Genomic DNA, 16359 nt, shown 5'->3' on the forward strand with positions numbered 1-16359 from the left:
CCGCGAATAGCCAGCTCACACCGCTTCGAGGTTTCCAAGCAGGATCGAAGTCATGTCCACACTGAACACCCCATCTGATACGGTAACCGCAGCGCCAGTTTGATAGTCGACATTCGTGGGCGTGATTGAGGAAAGATCGGCGTTCTGGTCCAGGTAGACCCATTCCGGCTCGTGTGCGGTGGGCAACCCAACGGCAACCTGCAGGATCGCCAGGGCATCCAGTGCATTGACGGTGCCATCCCGGGTGATGTCGGCCGCAATCAGGTTTTCGGGGGCTGCGGGTCCCCAGGTCGGTCCCAAACCGACCGCTATCCGCAAAACCTGCAGCGCATCGAGGGCCGTGATCTCTCCGCTGTCATGGGAATACGATTTGATGATGTCCACATGACCCGGCAACGAACCTGATGGCAAATCAAGATCGAATTGGCCCTGATCGTCGGCCTCTACCGATATCGGGCTGTTTCCAACTGGCGAGAACACGATCTCAGCATCGCTCAGCGCAGGGTTTGAACCGGAAGACTCTACCGTGATTGGACCCGTCACGCCGGCCGAGGCCTCCGGCCCCGTGAGCACGCCAAAGTCAACGGGGATATGATCCGGCCCCTCAAAACCGGCCCCGAAGATTTCGGCGCTGGTGAGTGTGCCACCGTCGGCCGAAAATAACTCGACGGTTTCATCCATGAACTCAATCCGAGCCCCTTGTGCCGTTGACGTCACGCTCAGCTGCCCGGGGTTGCGCAACATCGGGAAGTCGAACAGATCCAACCGATCGGTTCCGGCCTCGAAATCCGTGATCGTCGTCAATCCACTGCCGAACCGCATAACGAAGATGTCCGCGCCGGAACCGCCCTGCATGGTGGTTTCACTGCGACCAGCAATCAGAATGTCGTCACCGCCACCGCCCTGCAAATCAGTGTCTAAGACGCCAGCGCTCAGCATGTCGTCCTGAGCGGTTCCAGTTACGATTCCATTCCCCTCGATGACATTGCCCAAGGAGTCCAAAGACACTGTCAGCTGGGTTAGCCCTGCATCCTGCTGCGATGCCACAAAGATTTGAAGGTCGCCGCCAACATCGGCCACCTCGATAGTCTCAACATTCTGAAGACCGCTATCCAGCGTATCCGCAAAGCTGTCCAGGTAGATCAGCTTGCCATCAGGGGTCATCGTCAGCAGGGTCACCCCGTCATCTCCGCCACCGGCAACGACAAAGACACGTCCATCGACCTCGACGACCTTCATGTCCTGAACTGCGCCAAAACGGGTACCCAACGTATCCAACGCATGATCCTTTGGAATCAGTGTTCCGTCTGCGCGCAGCTCCATCACACTGATGGAGTTGCTGCTGGACCCGGCCACCAGAACCCAGGTGTGTCCATACGCATCAACCGTCTCCAGCGCTGTCGGAGAACTGATCCCAAGCGTTTGGGTTGTCGTGTTGTCCACTTCGATCAGCGTCCCGCTTCCCTGATCGGCGCTGAACACACGGATCGCATTGTCGGCGGCATTGGCGGTGACGACATACTGGTTGCTTCCCACCGCCGCGGTCTGCATCGCCCCAGCATTACCCGCGACCGAGCCCACATGACTGAGTGAACCATTCGAGTTCACCACGTAGGTGCCGATGAGCCCACTGTCCTGATGGGCCACCGTCAGGTAGTCGACCGCCCCCACCGAGTACTGGACCAATGCGGTGACATCACCGCCTCCGGAAATCGCCGCCGTTTCCTGCAGCGCCCCGATCGTGCCATCCGTATTCAACGCGTACCCGACAAGGCCTGTGGCGGTATCGACGTCCAGCGCCAACAGATCGCTTGCGCCCAATGCGACCAGAGCACCAAGGCTGCCAACCTGCAACGATATGGTGCCGCTGAAATACTGATCGTCGTGGAATTGCGGAGCGCCACCGTCCACAAGCTGCCAGACGACGATGCCGCCGCCTGCCCGGGTCGTGCTGTACAGATACGTAACACCGTTAAACGTTTTTAAAGCCGTATCGCCGATACCTGAATCGAGCGCCGGACTCCCCGTTGCAACCACTCTTTCGAACTGAAGCATCAACTCAGATCACCCCCAGTGCCATCGCTGGCAGTCCTTTCAAGGGTGACGCGGTGCCAAGGCAAAGACGAGAACGAAATTGTGGTGAAAACGAGGAATTCGGCTCCAGATTAACTCAATTTTTCAAGGTCCGACCGCATGAATAACTCGGCAGCAGGAAAGAAGAACAGAACTTGGCTTCTTCGGTCTTGCCGCGCGGGTATCCGCGGCCACCAATTGTGAGGGCATGATGACGATGAAACCTGTTTCGCACGAAGTCTCCATCCAGAAGGACTCATCAGATGCAGGGCATGAGAAGCATGTCCGCAAATGGGTCAAAGCGCGTCTGCGCCGATGGGCCGGATCGGGCGTCGGCGGTGGTTTGGCCTCTGCCCTTCTGGCCTTGCCGGCGCTGGCCCAAGCCACTGAGGAGGAGTTGAGCACATTTCAGTTTGCCGATGTCCTGCCCGGTGTCCAGTCGGTCAAACTGCTGCCAAACGGCGACGTCCAACTGAAGCTCTTGGACGGTCGCACAGTCCTGGTTTCCGCGGAAAACGTGCACGTTCTGGACAACGGTTCGATCATGATTGCCGAAGACGTGGCCGTTGAAGTCGCGCAGCTTGCAGTGGCCGCTGAAGCCGCCGGGGCAGCGGCAGCTGGTGGTGGCGGCATGGGAGCCGCAGGCGCGGTGCTGGGTGGTTTGGGTCTGGCCGGTGCGGCCGCCGCTGGCGGCGGTGGCGGCGAAGATGCCGCAACGCCCGCGGAATCGTCACGCCCGCCCAGTCTGAACCTGTCACAATTGCAGGGAAATTCGCTCAACAGCACCACCGCCAACTCGACAGCACCTGATGGCACCGTTTCGGTCGAGGTAACCATCGGGTCGGTCACCAAGACCGTTTCAGCGGGGCCGGACGGCAGTTGGAGCGTTTCGCTTAGCCAAATCGAGGCGGCAGGGTTGCCTCAGGGATTCACATCCGTGACGATCCGACACCTGGATGGAGCCGGAGGTGAGATCGCTGTCGAAACAGCCACGTACAACATCGACACCATCGCTCCGGCCATCGCGGTAACAGGATTTTCCCACGGGGCGGTCATGAATGCGGCCGAGAGCGCGTCAGATCTGGAAATCAGTGGTACGACCGATGCGGAAAACGGTCAGATGGTGACTGTGGGGTTGAACGGTCAGATCTATACCGCAACCGTGTCCGGCGGCACTTGGAGCGTCACGGTTCCTGCCGCCGATCTGGCGTCTCTGCCCGATGGCGCGACCGTCACTGTGACCGCTGATGTGGTGGATCGGGCAGGCAATCCGGCGGGTCAAGCCACCAACAGCTTTGATACTGACTTTTCCGCCCCAGCCATAACAATAGACGCTGTCGCAGGCGGCCAGATCGACCTTGTAGACGTCGGATCAGACCTGACGATTACCGGCACGACGACCGGCGAAGATGGCCAACCGGTTGTGCTGACCTTCAATGGCCAGACTTACAGCGGCATCGCCTCAGGCGGTGTTTGGAGTGTGACAGTTCCCGCAGCCGACCTCGGCGTTCTGGTCAGTGGCAGCCCCATCAGCATCAGTGCCGCAATCAGCGATTCCGCCGGAAACCCGGCCACGCCTGCTGCGGTTTCGGTGCCCGTGGACCTGAGCGGACCGTCCATCTCGATTTCGCCTCTATCCGTCGGTGCGGTGTTGAACGCAGCCGAAGTCGGGGCGGATCTGACGATCAGCGGCACGACCGGAAATGTCACCGATGGCCAGACAGTCACCGTAACTTTGGACGGGCAGACCTACACGGGCCCTGTGTCCGGAGGGACGTGGAGCGTGACCGTGCCGAGCGCGGAATTGATTGCCCTGACCGACGGCGCAACTTTCACCATCACCGCCGACGTGACGGATGCCGATGGCCTCGTGGCCCCGCAGGCGAGTGCAGGAGTTTCCAAAGACGCGACCGCGCCAACGATCAGCATCGACACGTTTTCGGACGGCGGGGTCATGAACGCGGTCGAACAGGGAACCAACCTCAGCATATCCGGAACGACGACCGCCGAAGACGGCCAGACCGTGACCATCGGAATGAACGGCCAAACCTACAGCGCCACCGTTTCAGGTGGAAACTGGAGTGTCAGCGTTCCCTCAGCCGATCTGGCCGGCCTCTCCGACGGTGCCACCGTCACCGTGACCGCCGATGTTTCGGACCTTGCTGGGAACCCGGCCGCACAGGCCACTGGCAGCTTCGACACGGATTTTACGGCCCCCACTCTGTCAATCTCGACGGTATCGGCCGGGGGCGCCATGAACCTGGCAGAGCAATCCGGCGGAATGACGGTCTCTGGCATTTCCGACGCGCCTGATGGAACGGTCGTCTCGATCCAGGTTCAACGAGCGGACGGGACTGTGGATATCTCGGGCACCGCCACAGTGACGAGTGGCGCGTGGACCTACACCGCTTCACCCCTCGACCTGAGCGGCCTTCAAGATGCCGAATCGTACACAGTTTCCGCGTCAGTCAGCGACGCAGCCGGAAATACACAGACGACTTCGACTGGGTTCAACACCGATTTCAGCGCCCCGACCATCTCACTGAACCCCCTGGGAACTGGATCGGTTCTAGACGTCACCGAGAAGGACAGCGACCTGACAGTATCGGGGACAACGACAGCCGAAGATGGGCAAACCATTACTGTCGGGCTGAACGGGCAGACCTATATAGCCACCGGTTCGGGTGGTGTCTGGTCGACCACCATCACTACAGCTGATCTGAACGCGCTTTCCGACGGAACAACCTATTCTATCACCGCATCAGTTTCGGACATCGCTGGTAACCCCGCTACTCAGGCGGCAGCCTCGGTGACCACCGACTACCGACCCATCCTGACCTTGAATGAAGTCGGAACCAACGACGCGGTTTCGCTGAGTGACGCGCAATCCAGCGGCCTGACGGTCAGCGGTTCATCCATAGGTCTCGGCGCAGGACAAACCGTTGAGGTGATGCTGAACTCGGTCTCTGTTGGAACAGCCACGGTCGCGGCCAACGGCACGTGGAGCCTGAACGTACCTGCCACGGCGTTTTCGGGTACAACGGCGGGTGACCTTTTGGATTTTTCGGTTTCAGCGACGGTTACCGGAGGACCGAACCCCCTACCCGCGACAGACCAGGCGACGGCTCACGTTCCAGCGGCCTATTTCATCTCCGAGGCAGGTCGCAGCGGGTCGACGATAGCTTTCGAAATACATGCCGATGCGGACCGGGACATATTCAGCGGGATGGCTTTCACGGCCAACTTGGGTTTTGACCCCGCGGTCGTGACCTATGACACGGGATCCGAGGTCGAAAACACCGATTTTGATCTGTTTCTGGCAAACCCGAACGGGGCGGCGGAAATTAGTTTTGGCGGAGCTGCGACAAGCTTCAGCGACCTGACCCAGCCTATCGTGACGTTCACGATGACGGTGCTGGACCCGACGAAGCCGATCGAGCTGACGATCAACACGCCCGACGGTGGCCCGACCCATTGGGTATTGGGAACAGACGGCACAGACACATTGGCGGCCACGGGTATCGACGATGTCATCCGCGGTGGGGATGGTGACGATGTGATCGATCTGTCCGGCGTGGGCCGAGATCTTATCGTTTTCGAAGCGGACCCGATGGCGAACGGCACCGACATCGTAACGGGTTTCACCCTGGGGCCTGCAGCCGACATGGCCGACGCCATTATGTTCAGCGGGTTGGATGTCTCATCGCTTCGCGGTGATGGAACAGGTGTCGAAACACTGGCGATTGGCGACATGATCGCGACCAACACAGGTTTTGTAGGGCTGACAACCACACTCAACGATCTGACAACCGATACTCTGGAAACCGCTGCCGAAACGCTTACCGGGGCTCAAGCCGGAGATGAGATCTATCTGCTGGCCAGCGATGGAACTGACAGTGTGCTGGTCAAGGTGGACTATTCCGCCCCAACCTCTGCCACGGTCAGCACGGTCGCGCAGTTTGACGGCCTGGGTGATCTGAGCGGTCTGAGCAGCGACAACATTCTGCATACCGATCCGACCGGCGCGTCAAGTTGATCCTGACAAGCATGAAAAGGTGGGGCCGCCCCGGCCCTTTCTTAACGGACCAGCGGAGACATCAATGGCACAGAACGGCCCAGTACCCGTCACTTTCGACACGCATTCCGATCGCTCGTGGCACAGATTTACATCCTACGATTTCGCGCGCTGCAGATTGGAGTGCGAGATCGTAACTGCGGAAGTCTCAGAAGCCGCCGCCGCTTTTCCAATTGCGTTTCGATCCTCGGGGGGCGGGGTATCGCCGCATGCTATTCTGGCGACCGCAGCTTCTCCGGAAACACCATTTGTTTCGGACCAAGGACGCTGGCGGGCCACCTATGTTCCTTCCTTGCTGAGATGCCATCCGTTCTCAATCGAAATGGCCGGTGGCAAAGCTGGATCGCGCACCAACTCAGGCAAGCTTGTTGTAGATGAAACCACCGGACTCGTGTCCTGTGACCAATCCGGCAGCCCGTTCTTCGCAAAGGACGGCTCGATCTCCTCTGAACTGGAAACCCTGAAGGGCTTCTTCAAGAGCTTTCTGGCCGATCGCAACGCAACCCGACGTGCCTGCGCGCTGATAAAGGAATTGGGCCTCTTCGTCGAATTGACTCGTTTTCAGGATGCGGAGTTGCCCGACGGTTGGATGAGCGTGGACTTTCGACGCTTCAACCAACTTGGGCCGGCGCAGACAGCGGTTCTGCAATCTAGCGGAGCGATGCAGTTGATTTACGCTCATCAAGTCTCGCTCAACCATCTTCTGTGGATGCACCACTGCCAGACGCATTCTCCCAAGGTGATCAGCACTCCTGCAAACGGCAGGGACTCCGACCTTGTGGGGTTCTTGGATGCCATTGCCTGGGAACGAGACTTGTCGGATGCGGAGGCCAAATTTGCCTACATCTGATCGACTCATCTTGCCTCTGCTGATCGGTTTGGTGGCCGTGCTCACTGCGGCTTGTGAGCCGGTTCCGGATCTTGCCCCGATTGAGATGGCATTTTCAGAAGGATCAACGGGCGCTGGCGCGACAAAGCCGTCGGGCCATCTGACTCGCAGTTCATTCGGCCAGAGAATACGGCGCGCGGTAGAAACAAGCCCGAACCTGGCACAGAGCGAGACCGGGGTTAACGCCGCCTTTGCCGATATGGACGCGGCAGAAGGAGCCTTTCTTCCGCAGGTGTCACTTGGCGTGAATGCCCGATCGGAACGGGTGGACTCGGATATTGCGGATGTATCGCCATATCTGCGGGTTTCACAGCTTGTATACGACGGGGGAGCTGCCGCCGGAGACTTGGCAGCGGCGCGGGCCCGTATCCTCGAAAGCCGCGGCGATCAGCTTCAAACCGCAGCCGCGACGGCCCTTGCCGCAATTGAAACCTATGTGTTGGTCATCGACCGGCGGAAAATCGTTGAAATCGCTTGGGAAAACGTCCGCCGCCATGAGGAGATCGAGAAACAGATCTCCGACCGCGCCGCGCAAGGGGCCGGTTCCGCGGCCGACGTTCTGACGGCGCGTTCTCGGGTCGCGGATGCCAGGACCAAGTTGGCGGATGCCCGGGCTCAGGCTGATCGTGCCAATGCGCGATTCCAAGAGGTGTTTGGGACCCCACCAGGCAAACTGGATCCCCCTGTCCCAGCGCCCAACCTGGCGAGAAGCGACGCCGACATCGTGATGGACAGCCCGCAGGTTCGACGCGCAGACGCTGCGGTTCTGGCGGCACAGGCAGACCGCTCTGCCGCAATCGCACGACGTCAGCCGGACGTGCGGGTTTCGGCATTTGCCAACCAGGACGACAGCAGGGACGCGAATTTCGGCGTAGACCTCTCGGTCAACTACGAGCTGGACAGCACCGGTCAACGGCGGGCTGCAATTGCCGCCGCCGAAGCGCAGGTCAAACAAGCGGAATATGCCCGTGAGGCTCTTGTTCGGGAAATCCAGCGCGAGCTAGGTTTCATTCGATCCGACCAAAAGGCCGGCGCCCAGCGTCTGCGCGAGGCCCGCATCGCAGTTGCCGCAAATGCCGACAGCGTTGCCGCCACTCAAGAGCAATTCCAGATCGGGCGCAGCAGCTTAATCGAAATACTGGACGCGCAGCGCGATTATGTGAACACCCAAGAGCGCCTGATCCTGGCGGAGCAGAATTACTTCCTAACGAACTACGCCGCGCTCAGCCTTACGGGCGACATCATTGATCTGCTCGGCATCCAGCTCAGAACATGGGGCAACAGACCATGACCCAAAGCAGCCAGCCTCCTACATCCCTGCCCCTCACCAACTTTGAGGCATGTCTGCTGCATGTGGCGGCAGAGCTTGGCCGACCATTGACCAAAGCCAGCCTTTTGGCGGCCCAATCCTCGGTCTCTGGTGGGTTGAAGGTGCAGGACGCGATTGCACTGGCCCATGACCATGGATTGCAGGCGGGCTTCGGGCCGCGCCGGCTGTCGGAGTTTGATCCCAGCCTCGCACCGGCGATACTGTTGCTCGAGGACCAGCGGGCAGTGGTCTACCATGGCCGTTCGAAGTCTGGCCGTCTGTTGATCCACGACCCAGAGCTTGGAGACAGCATTGGTGAGATGGATGAATGCCAGCTCGACGCCGTCTATTCCGGCTATGCGATGTTGTTTCGTCGAGCATACTCCGAGGAAATCAAAAACAACCCAAGCCAACCAAGCCGTCACTGGTTCCGATCAGCGCTTGTGGCCAATCGGTGGTCGTACTTGCAGGTTGCTCTGGCCGCGGCTCTAACGAATATTCTGGGGCTTTCAACCTCGGTTTTCATCATGACCGTTTATGACCGGGTTCTGCCAAATGAAGCCGTGGAATCTCTGGTCGCATTGACCATCGGTGTCGGCATCGCGCTGTTTTTTGATTTTGTGCTGAAGATCCTGCGCGCCAGTTTCATCGACAGGGCAGGACAGAATGCGGACATGTTGATGGGTCGGCGTGTTTTCGATCAACTTCTGAATATCCAGATGAAGTCCCGAACCGGATCAACCGGCGCCATGGCGAACACGGTGCGTGAGTTCGAAACACTCCGCGAGTTCTTTACGTCGGCTACGCTGGTCATGGTGGTTGATTTGCCGTTCATCGGTCTGTTTTTGCTTACGATCTACATGGTCGGCGGACCGCTGGTTCTGATCCCAGCTCTCGCCGTACCAGTCGTGCTGATCGCCGGGCTCGCCATTCAGCCGCTTTTGTCCCGCTTGGCGGAACGCAGTTTTTTGATGGCCAGTCAAAGCAATCCGTGCTGATCGAAACTCTGGCCGGTCTGGAAACGATCAAGACGACAACTGCGGCCGGTACTATGCGGCGACGCTGGGAAGAGGCGATCGAACGACAATCCGGCAACAGTGTTCGGTCGCGTGCCATCACTCAATTCGCCTTGAACCTGACCGGTTTCACGCAGCAGGCGGCCCAGGTCTTGATCGTGTTTTATGGTGTTTTTCTGATATCGGACGGCCTGACCAGCATGGGCGCTTTGGTCGCCTCGGTGATGCTGACCGGAAGGGCTTTGGCACCGTTGGGTCAGCTGTCACAAACCCTTACCCGGTTCAACCAGGCCCGCAGTGCGTATCGGAATCTGGACGCAATGATGCAAGCCGATAGTGAGCGGCCGTCGGGACGCACCTGGATCAGCCGCTCCAACTTCAAAGGGCGTATCACGTTCAACAACGTGTATTTCGCCTACCCAGACCAGGATGAGGACACACTGAAAGGCGTGTCCTTCGACATCAAACCGGGGGAAAAAGTTGCGATTCTCGGGCGGATCGGATCAGGAAAAAGCACCATCGCACGACTGCTTCTGGGATTGTACCAGCCCCGTGTCGGTTCGGTACTTTTGGATGGGATTGATATCCGCCAGATTGATCCGGGGGACCTTCGGCGCAACATTGGGTCGGTCCTACAGGATGTTTGGCTGTTTTCGGGCTCGGTCCGCGAGAACATCGAGGCTGGCGCCATCCGCCCGCGCGACGAAGATCTGATCCGGGCCGGGCGCATTTCGGGCGTCGAAGACTTTGTATCGCGGCATCCCAGCGGGTACGATCTGATGCTGGCCGAACGTGGCGAGGGGCTCTCGGGCGGGCAACGTCAGACGATCGCCCTAGCCCGGGCATTGATCGGGCAGCCGCCTGTCCTGTTGCTGGACGAACCCACCAGCGCGATGGATCTCAAGAACGAGGCGAACATCATTCAGCGGCTGAAGGCAGCGGCTGCGGATACGACTATGGTCATCGTTACCCATCGGGCCAGTCTGCTGGAACTGGTCGACCGGGTCATCGTGATCGAAAACGGCAAAGTGGGCGTTGATGCCGTCAAGTCAGTTCTCACCAAACGAGCCAAAGACGCGCGGGGGCACATGAATGTCGCGGCATCCTGACCTTGCAACATTGGCCCGCGAGATGAACGGCGGCTCGGGGTTTCGCGGTTCGGTTTTGCTGCTGGCCATAATGGGCTGCATGCTGACAGCCGGCGTCTGGGCTTTCGTCACCGAATTGGACGACGTGGTCCGCGCGGACGGTCGCGTTGTGCCGTCTGGCGACGTTCAGGTGATCGAAGCAACCGAACCCGGGGTTCTTCAGGCTGTTCATGTTCAAGAGGGTCAGATCGTCGACAAAAACGCTTTGCTGATGGAATTGGACGCGACACAAGTCGGCAGCGAGTTGGACGCCGAGCGGCAAAGGGCATTGGGACTAAGGGCGCGTATTAAGCGATTGCAGGCCGAAATTGACGGATCCGATTTGCGGTTCGAGCCCGAGCTTGTGCAACAAGCACCGGACGTCGTTCGCTCGGAAACGGCTCTTTATCTCGGCCGAAGATCGGAGTTGGCCGACGAGATCGCCATTCTGGAACGCCAACGTGAGCAGAGGCAGCGCGAATTGGAAGAGGGGTTGGTGGACCGGGTCACTGCAGAAGAAACACTCAAGGTCCTGTCCGAAGAGCGCGCTTTGATGGAGCCTCTGGTCCGCCGCAAGATGGAACCTGCGACAACTCTGCTGGCCCTGCGACGCAGCGAGGCCGAATGGAAGGGGCGCAAGGTAAGAGCCGAGGCCGCTGCAAACCGTCTGGAAACCGGGCTGAGTGAAATCGATGACCGCATCACGGCTACCAAAAGCCGGTTTCGCAGCGCGGCACTGACCGATATTGCCATTGCCACTGCGCAGCTTGCGGCGCTTGAGCCCGCCCTGCCCGCGTTGGAGAACCGCGCGGCGCGCGCGCAGGTTCGTGCGCCAGTCCGGGGCATCGTAAACCGAATCCACCGCACGACCTTGGGCGGTTTGGCCCGCAGCGGCGAGGATCTTGTCGAAATCGTTCCACTGGACGACAACCTGCTGGTCGAAGCCTATGTCCGCCCTGACGACATCGCATTCCTGCGCGCGGGTCAGCAGGTCAAGGTCAAGATCACCGCCTATGATTTTGCCAGATACGGCGCGCTGGATGGTGAAATTGTTCGCATCGGTGCGGATACGATTACACGGTCAGAGCGGCAGGACGAGGAAGTCTTCGTCGTCGAAATCCGAACCAGCGGCACCTTGTTGGACGCCGATGGCTTGGCGGTAGAGATCATTCCGGGGATGATCGCACAAGTTGACATTCTGGCCGGCCGGAAGACCGTTCTCGACTACCTCATCCAGCCTGTTCTCAAGGTAAAGAACCAGGCTTTGCGGGATTGATTATGCAGCCGGCGTCTTGAATTGCTGATCGAACAGGCGGCGGAAGCTGCCATTCTGTTCCATCAACTCATCCAACTTGCCCTGTTCGATCACCTGACCATCCTGAACAACCATGATCTTGTCTGCCTCAAGCACGGTCGACAGCCGGTGAGCGATGACGATCGTGGTCACGTTCTCCGTCAACTTATCCAACGCCTGCTTCACCAGAGCCTCGGACTCGGCATCCAGCGCGCTGGTCGCTTCGTCGAGCAGCAGAATTTCAGCCTTCCGAAGAATGGCGCGGGCAATGGCCAACCGCTGTTTCTGCCCTCCCGACAGAAACGCACCGTTCTCTCCGACTTCAGTGTCGTATCCCTTGGGCAGCGACATGATGAAGTCATGCGCATGCGCGGCTTTGGCCGCATCGCGAATCTCGTCCTCGGTCGCATCGGGACGGGCATATCGCAGGTTTTCCATGACCGTCGCGGAGAACAAAAACGTATCCTGGCCAACATAAGAAATCTTGCGCCGCAGGGAGGCAAAGCTGACATCCTGCAAATTCTGTCCGTCGATCTCGACATAGCCTTGGTCAGGATCGTAGAACCGCATGATGAGGCCGAAGATGGTAGACTTGCCCCCACCCGACTGCCCCACCAGAGCGGTTGTCTTTCCAGCCTCGAAGGTCAGGTTCATTCCATTGATCACCGGCATACCACCGCTGTAGCCAAAGGTGACGTTCCGCAGGCGTACCTCGCCCGGACCGGACCGCAGCTCTTGCGGTTGCGGGCTTTCGCGCATTGGGTCTTCCTGATCCAGCAGTTCGAACATCATCTCGATCGGAACCAACGTGGATTCGATGGTCACCCGCATCCGGGACAGCCGCTTGGCCGGCTCGTAGGCCATCAGCAGCGCCGTGATGAAGGACATCAGCTGACCCGCGGTCGGCGGTTCAGTCCCGGCAATTCCCATAGTGCTGACGACCAACACGCCGGCAACGGCAACGCCGGCAAGGAACTCCATCATTGGGCTGGCGATGGACTGCAGCTTGGCAATTTCGTTCGAGCGTTTTTCAACGCTTCTTATGGCCGAGTTCATCCGCTCGGTCATTCGATCTTCGAGTGCGAAGACCTTGATGATTTTGATCCCGGCCGATGTTTCCTGCAGAACCCGGATGATTTCGGCCAGTGATTTGAGCTCGGATTGCATGATCGAGCGGACGCTTTTCAAAAGATAGCGCACGCTCAGCAGCGCGACCGGCCCAACAATGAAAAATAGCCCCGAAAGCACAGGCTGCTGGTAGACCATCACAAAAATGAGACCCACGAGCGTCAGCGCATCCCGAACGAACGTAGTCACGATCACGTCGACCAGCGTCCGCGCTGCCCCCGCGCCCCGGGTCACACGCATCAGAAGGTCCGAAGACTCGCTTTTGGAAAAGAAATCCACCCCACGCCGAAGCAGTTTTTTGTACAACTTCTCCTGCTGCTCGGCGATGATGCGGTTGCCGGCGCGAGCCAGAAACACGGACTGGACGTAAGATGCCAGCGCCTTGACCAGGAACAGCACGATTACTGCCGACGCGATGATATGAACCTGAGACCGCATGTCAGGCGACGTCATGGCATCGACGATGTTTTCCATCATCCAAGCCGTCCCTGCGGTGGTCGCGGCAACGATCATCATGGCAAACATGGCAACCGCATATTTCTTGCCTTGCGCCCGTAGGCTGTCGCCCACCAGCCGACCGATATGGCCGGATCGCCACTTGGCCCAGGTTTTCCTGATCATAAGGGTCTCCAAATCAAGCTGACGCTTTCTTGCGCGTCAGCGCAGAGTTTGCAAGCTGCCATAGTTACGCGCTTCAATACCGCACCGCAAAGTGTAGCCGGCAGAAGTTAAGGTCACTTCAGCCGGATTTCCAGATGCAGCCCAAGAAACAAGAGCGCATCACCAGTGGTTTGGTTCGTCGTCGTGCAGGTCAAATCCAGCCCGCGGAATTGGTCAATCCCATGCGACATCCCCCAAAAAGATATACCCTGCGCCGTATATCGTCTTGATCAGGCGCGGGTTTTTCGGGTCTTCACCAAGTTTCGTGCGCAGGCGAGAAATACGCACGTCCATCGCCCTGTCAAAGCTTTCACCGGCCGCGCCACCCAGTGTTTCCTGCATCTGCGCGCGGCTGATCAGGCGTTTGGGACTTTCCAGAAACAACCGCAATACTTCGCCTTCGGCATGGCTGAACGGCGTTTCAGCGCCGGTATCGGACTCCAACACATAGCGATCGAAATAGGCCGTCCACCCGTTGAACCGGGCCACATCCGAATGGTGTTGCTGTGCCTTGGGCGCACGCAGACGGGCGCGGATGCGGGCCACCACCTCGGCCGGGTCAAAGGGTTTGGTGATGTAGTCATCGGCCCCCAACTCCAGTCCCGTTACCCGGTCCTGCACCTGCGCCCGGCCCGAGATGATGATGACCGCCGCCCCCTGTTCCAGCGCCAGCCGATGCACCAACGCCAGCCCGTCAGTGTCGGGCAGCGACAGGTCCACCAGACAGACATCCGGCGTGACTCGTTTCAGAGAAGCTTCGAATTCGCGGGCGCGGGCAAAACTCTGCGTTCTAAACCCGGCATCCTCCAGGGCCTCAGTCAGAATCCGGCGGATTTCGGGTTCGTCGTCCAGAATGGTCACCAGGGGTTGGGTCATCAGGCGGCCTCGGTTCGGATCAGCGCGGACAATTGCGCGCGGGTGAAGGGTTTGCGCAGGACCGGTGCCTTGGCAAGAGCCTGACGGTGCAGCGGATCATCATAGGGCAACGAGGTCATCAGAATCACCGGGATTGGCAGAGCAAGCCGTTCGATCAGATCAATGCCGGTGGCAGCGCCCTCCAACCGGATGTCCGACAGGATCAGCGAGATGTCGTCCAGGCTGGTGGCCAAGACCAGCGCTTCATCCGCCGAGGTCGCCTCGATCACCGACAGACCCAGATCGACCAGCATGTCGCGGAACTGGTGGCGCAGATCGTCGCTGTCTTCGACCAGCAGCGCCAGGCCCGACTGAACGGGCGGCGCGGGCCGGTAAGGCAGCCGCAGCATTACGGATGCGCCCGAGGGCGTATTGCGCAGTTGCAGGTCTCCGCCTGCCAGCTTAACCGTGTCATAAACCATCGGTAGGCCCAGCCCCGACCCCTTGCTGCCCTTGGTGGTGAAAAACGGGTTGAGCGCCTTGTCCAGCGCATCGGGCGAAAACCCCGGGCCGGTATCGGATACGGTGATTTCCACCCAAATCCGGCCGATCGCATGGGCACTGATGGTGATCTGGCCGCTGCTGCCGCAGGCGTCGCGGGCGTTCAGCACCAGGTTCAACAACGCGTCCTGAACCATGCCCGGGTCCAGCATCAGCGCCTCGTCCGGCAGGGTGTTGACCACCGACAGCCCCACGCCACGCGGGAGCGAAGGCGAGGCCAGCACCCGCAGATCCTCAAGCAAGCCGCGCATGTCGGTGGCCTGCGGCTGCGGGGTGCGGTTGCCGGTCATGTCCGCGATGCGGTTCAGCAGCTGCCCGCCGCGCCGCGCAGTCTGCTGGGTTGCGGCCACAAGCTCGGCGGCGTCTTCGGGCAGGCCCATCTTTTCCAGTTTGGCCTGCATGCCCAGGATGATGGTCAGCAGGTTCGAGAAATCATGCGCCAGCCCGCTGGTCATTTGCGCGGCCATCGCCCGGCGTCGGGTCTGCTGCAGGGCCACGCGGGCCTGCGTTTCCTCGGTGATGTCCACCGACATGATATAGACGCCGCCCGTGCCATCGGGCGTGAACGAGACACGGATGCGGCGCGAATCCTGATCCTCGGTGAATTCGAACACCGAGGCCTGGCCGTCATAGGCCTGTTGCAGATGCGGCCGGACCCGCTCGTAGGCGTGCGCGCCGAGGGCATGCGAAATGTGCAGCCCCAGGATGTCCGACGGCCGCCCCGGCAGGACCGAACTGAGCCGCCGGTTGGAATAGTCGTACCGCCCCTCGGCATCCAGATGCGCGATATGGGCCGGCATCATCTCGGTGGTCATGCGGGTGCGCGCTTCGATCTCGGTCAGCTGGCGCTTGGCCTCTTCCAGCGCGCTGATCGTGGCGGCCAGTTGCCGGTTGGTGGCCGAAAGCTCTTCGGCATGGCTCAGCAACTGATCCGACAGTTCCTCGGATCGGCTGCGCAGCAGCTCTTCGACCCGCTTGGTGCTGGTGATGTCGGTATAGACGGCAACCCAGCCTCCGGTGGGCAGGGGTGCACCCTCGATCGCGATCACCTGACCGTTGGGGCGCACGCGCTCCATGTAGTGCGGCTCGAACGCCAAGGCCTGTTCGACCCGGACGCTGACCAGATCCTCGACCGATTGATCGCGACCATATTCGCCCCGGCTGGCCAGAAAATGGATCGTGTCGCTGAACAGCGCGCCCGGCTGCACCAGGGCTTCGGGCAGGTCGAACATTTCCTGAAAGCGCTTGTTGCTGACCACAAGGCGCAGCTTGTCGTCATAGATCGACAGGGCCTGACCGATCAGGTTCAGCCCTGCGGTGGTCATCTCTTTGATGCGCTGTTCGGAAATGTCCAAGCCGATCCTCCCGTCAG

The 16359-nt window shown here is 59.9% G+C and carries 10 protein-coding genes; 6 read left to right on the top strand and 4 right to left on the bottom strand.

Annotated features, from left to right (window positions below; translation table 11 throughout):
- Positions 1–15: 15 nt before the first annotated feature.
- Entirely contained in the window at positions 16–2055 is a 2040-nt protein-coding gene (locus tag ACR0IR_RS16380; RefSeq protein WP_480779143.1) for a dockerin type I domain-containing protein, read from the bottom strand.
- 229 nt (positions 2056–2284) lie between these two features.
- Here ACR0IR_RS16380 and ACR0IR_RS16385 point away from each other — a divergent pair, with 229 nt between their 5' ends.
- The 6 genes from ACR0IR_RS16385 (at position 2285) to ACR0IR_RS16410 (ending at position 11765) form a co-directional block, all read left to right on the top strand.
- Positions 2285–6109, top strand: coding sequence for an Ig-like domain-containing protein (locus ACR0IR_RS16385; RefSeq protein ID WP_170365901.1), 3825 nt, complete (start codon positions 2285–2287; stop codon positions 6107–6109).
- Between the two features lie 64 nt (positions 6110–6173).
- On the top strand, positions 6174–6998 hold the full coding sequence (locus tag ACR0IR_RS16390; protein WP_170365903.1) for a SapC family protein: 825 nt from the start codon (positions 6174–6176) through the stop codon (positions 6996–6998).
- An 85-nt stretch (positions 6999–7083) separates the two neighbouring features.
- Positions 7084–8328 (top strand): TolC family protein, encoded by a 1245-nt coding sequence (locus tag ACR0IR_RS16395; protein WP_170365905.1) that lies wholly within the window; start codon positions 7084–7086, stop codon positions 8326–8328.
- On the top strand, positions 8325–9344 hold the full coding sequence (locus tag ACR0IR_RS16400; RefSeq protein WP_480779144.1) for an ABC transporter transmembrane domain-containing protein: 1020 nt from the start codon (positions 8325–8327) through the stop codon (positions 9342–9344). The genes ACR0IR_RS16395 and ACR0IR_RS16400 overlap by 4 nt, the downstream gene beginning before the upstream one ends.
- Positions 9338–10471 (top strand): ATP-binding cassette domain-containing protein, encoded by a 1134-nt coding sequence (locus tag ACR0IR_RS16405; RefSeq protein ID WP_480779145.1) that lies wholly within the window; start codon positions 9338–9340, stop codon positions 10469–10471. Before ACR0IR_RS16400 ends, ACR0IR_RS16405 begins: the two co-directional genes overlap by 7 nt.
- The gene (locus ACR0IR_RS16410; RefSeq protein ID WP_170365908.1) at positions 10455–11765 is read left to right on the top strand and encodes an HlyD family type I secretion periplasmic adaptor subunit; all 1311 of its coding nucleotides are present in this window, start codon (positions 10455–10457) and stop codon (positions 11763–11765) included. Before ACR0IR_RS16405 ends, ACR0IR_RS16410 begins: the two co-directional genes overlap by 17 nt.
- On the opposite strand, the gene ACR0IR_RS16415 is transcribed toward ACR0IR_RS16410, so the two are convergent.
- The 3 genes from ACR0IR_RS16415 to ACR0IR_RS16425 all read right to left on the bottom strand — a co-directional run bounded on the left by ACR0IR_RS16415 (position 11766) and on the right by ACR0IR_RS16425 (position 16312).
- Positions 11766–13532 (bottom strand): ABC transporter ATP-binding protein, encoded by a 1767-nt coding sequence (locus tag ACR0IR_RS16415; protein WP_170365910.1) that lies wholly within the window; start codon positions 13530–13532, stop codon positions 11766–11768. It lies immediately after the preceding gene.
- A 213-nt stretch (positions 13533–13745) separates the two neighbouring features.
- Positions 13746–14447 (bottom strand): response regulator transcription factor, encoded by a 702-nt coding sequence (locus ACR0IR_RS16420; RefSeq protein ID WP_170341365.1) that lies wholly within the window; start codon positions 14445–14447, stop codon positions 13746–13748.
- Positions 14447–16312: a PAS-domain containing protein gene (locus ACR0IR_RS16425; RefSeq protein ID WP_437342621.1), complete on the bottom strand. Its 1866-nt coding sequence runs from the start codon at positions 16310–16312 to the stop codon at positions 14447–14449. Before ACR0IR_RS16425 ends, ACR0IR_RS16420 begins: the two co-directional genes overlap by 1 nt.
- Positions 16313–16359 lie beyond the last annotated feature (47 nt).

The organism is Ruegeria sp. CF2, from assembly GCF_056537385.1.

Bases quoted from the DNA above. Each gene is read 5' to 3' on its own strand.
- ACR0IR_RS16395 (WP_170365905.1), top strand. From the start codon at position 7,084: ATGGCATTTTCAGAAGGATCAACGGGCGCTGGCGCGACAAAGCCGTCG.
- ACR0IR_RS16390 (WP_170365903.1), top strand. From the start codon at position 6,174: ATGGCACAGAACGGCCCAGTACCCGTCACTTTCGACACGCATTCCGAT.
- ACR0IR_RS16415 (WP_170365910.1), bottom strand. From the start codon at position 13,532: ATGATCAGGAAAACCTGGGCCAAGTGGCGATCCGGCCATATCGGTCGG.
- ACR0IR_RS16420 (WP_170341365.1), bottom strand. From the start codon at position 14,447: ATGACCCAACCCCTGGTGACCATTCTGGACGACGAACCCGAAATCCGC.
- ACR0IR_RS16400 (WP_480779144.1), top strand. From the start codon at position 8,325: ATGACCCAAAGCAGCCAGCCTCCTACATCCCTGCCCCTCACCAACTTT.
- ACR0IR_RS16425 (WP_437342621.1), bottom strand. From the start codon at position 16,312: ATGACCACCGCAGGGCTGAACCTGATCGGTCAGGCCCTGTCGATCTAT.
- ACR0IR_RS16380 (WP_480779143.1), bottom strand. From the start codon at position 2,055: ATGCTTCAGTTCGAAAGAGTGGTTGCAACGGGGAGTCCGGCGCTCGAT.
- ACR0IR_RS16385 (WP_170365901.1), top strand. From the start codon at position 2,285: ATGACGATGAAACCTGTTTCGCACGAAGTCTCCATCCAGAAGGACTCA.
- ACR0IR_RS16410 (WP_170365908.1), top strand. From the start codon at position 10,455: ATGTCGCGGCATCCTGACCTTGCAACATTGGCCCGCGAGATGAACGGC.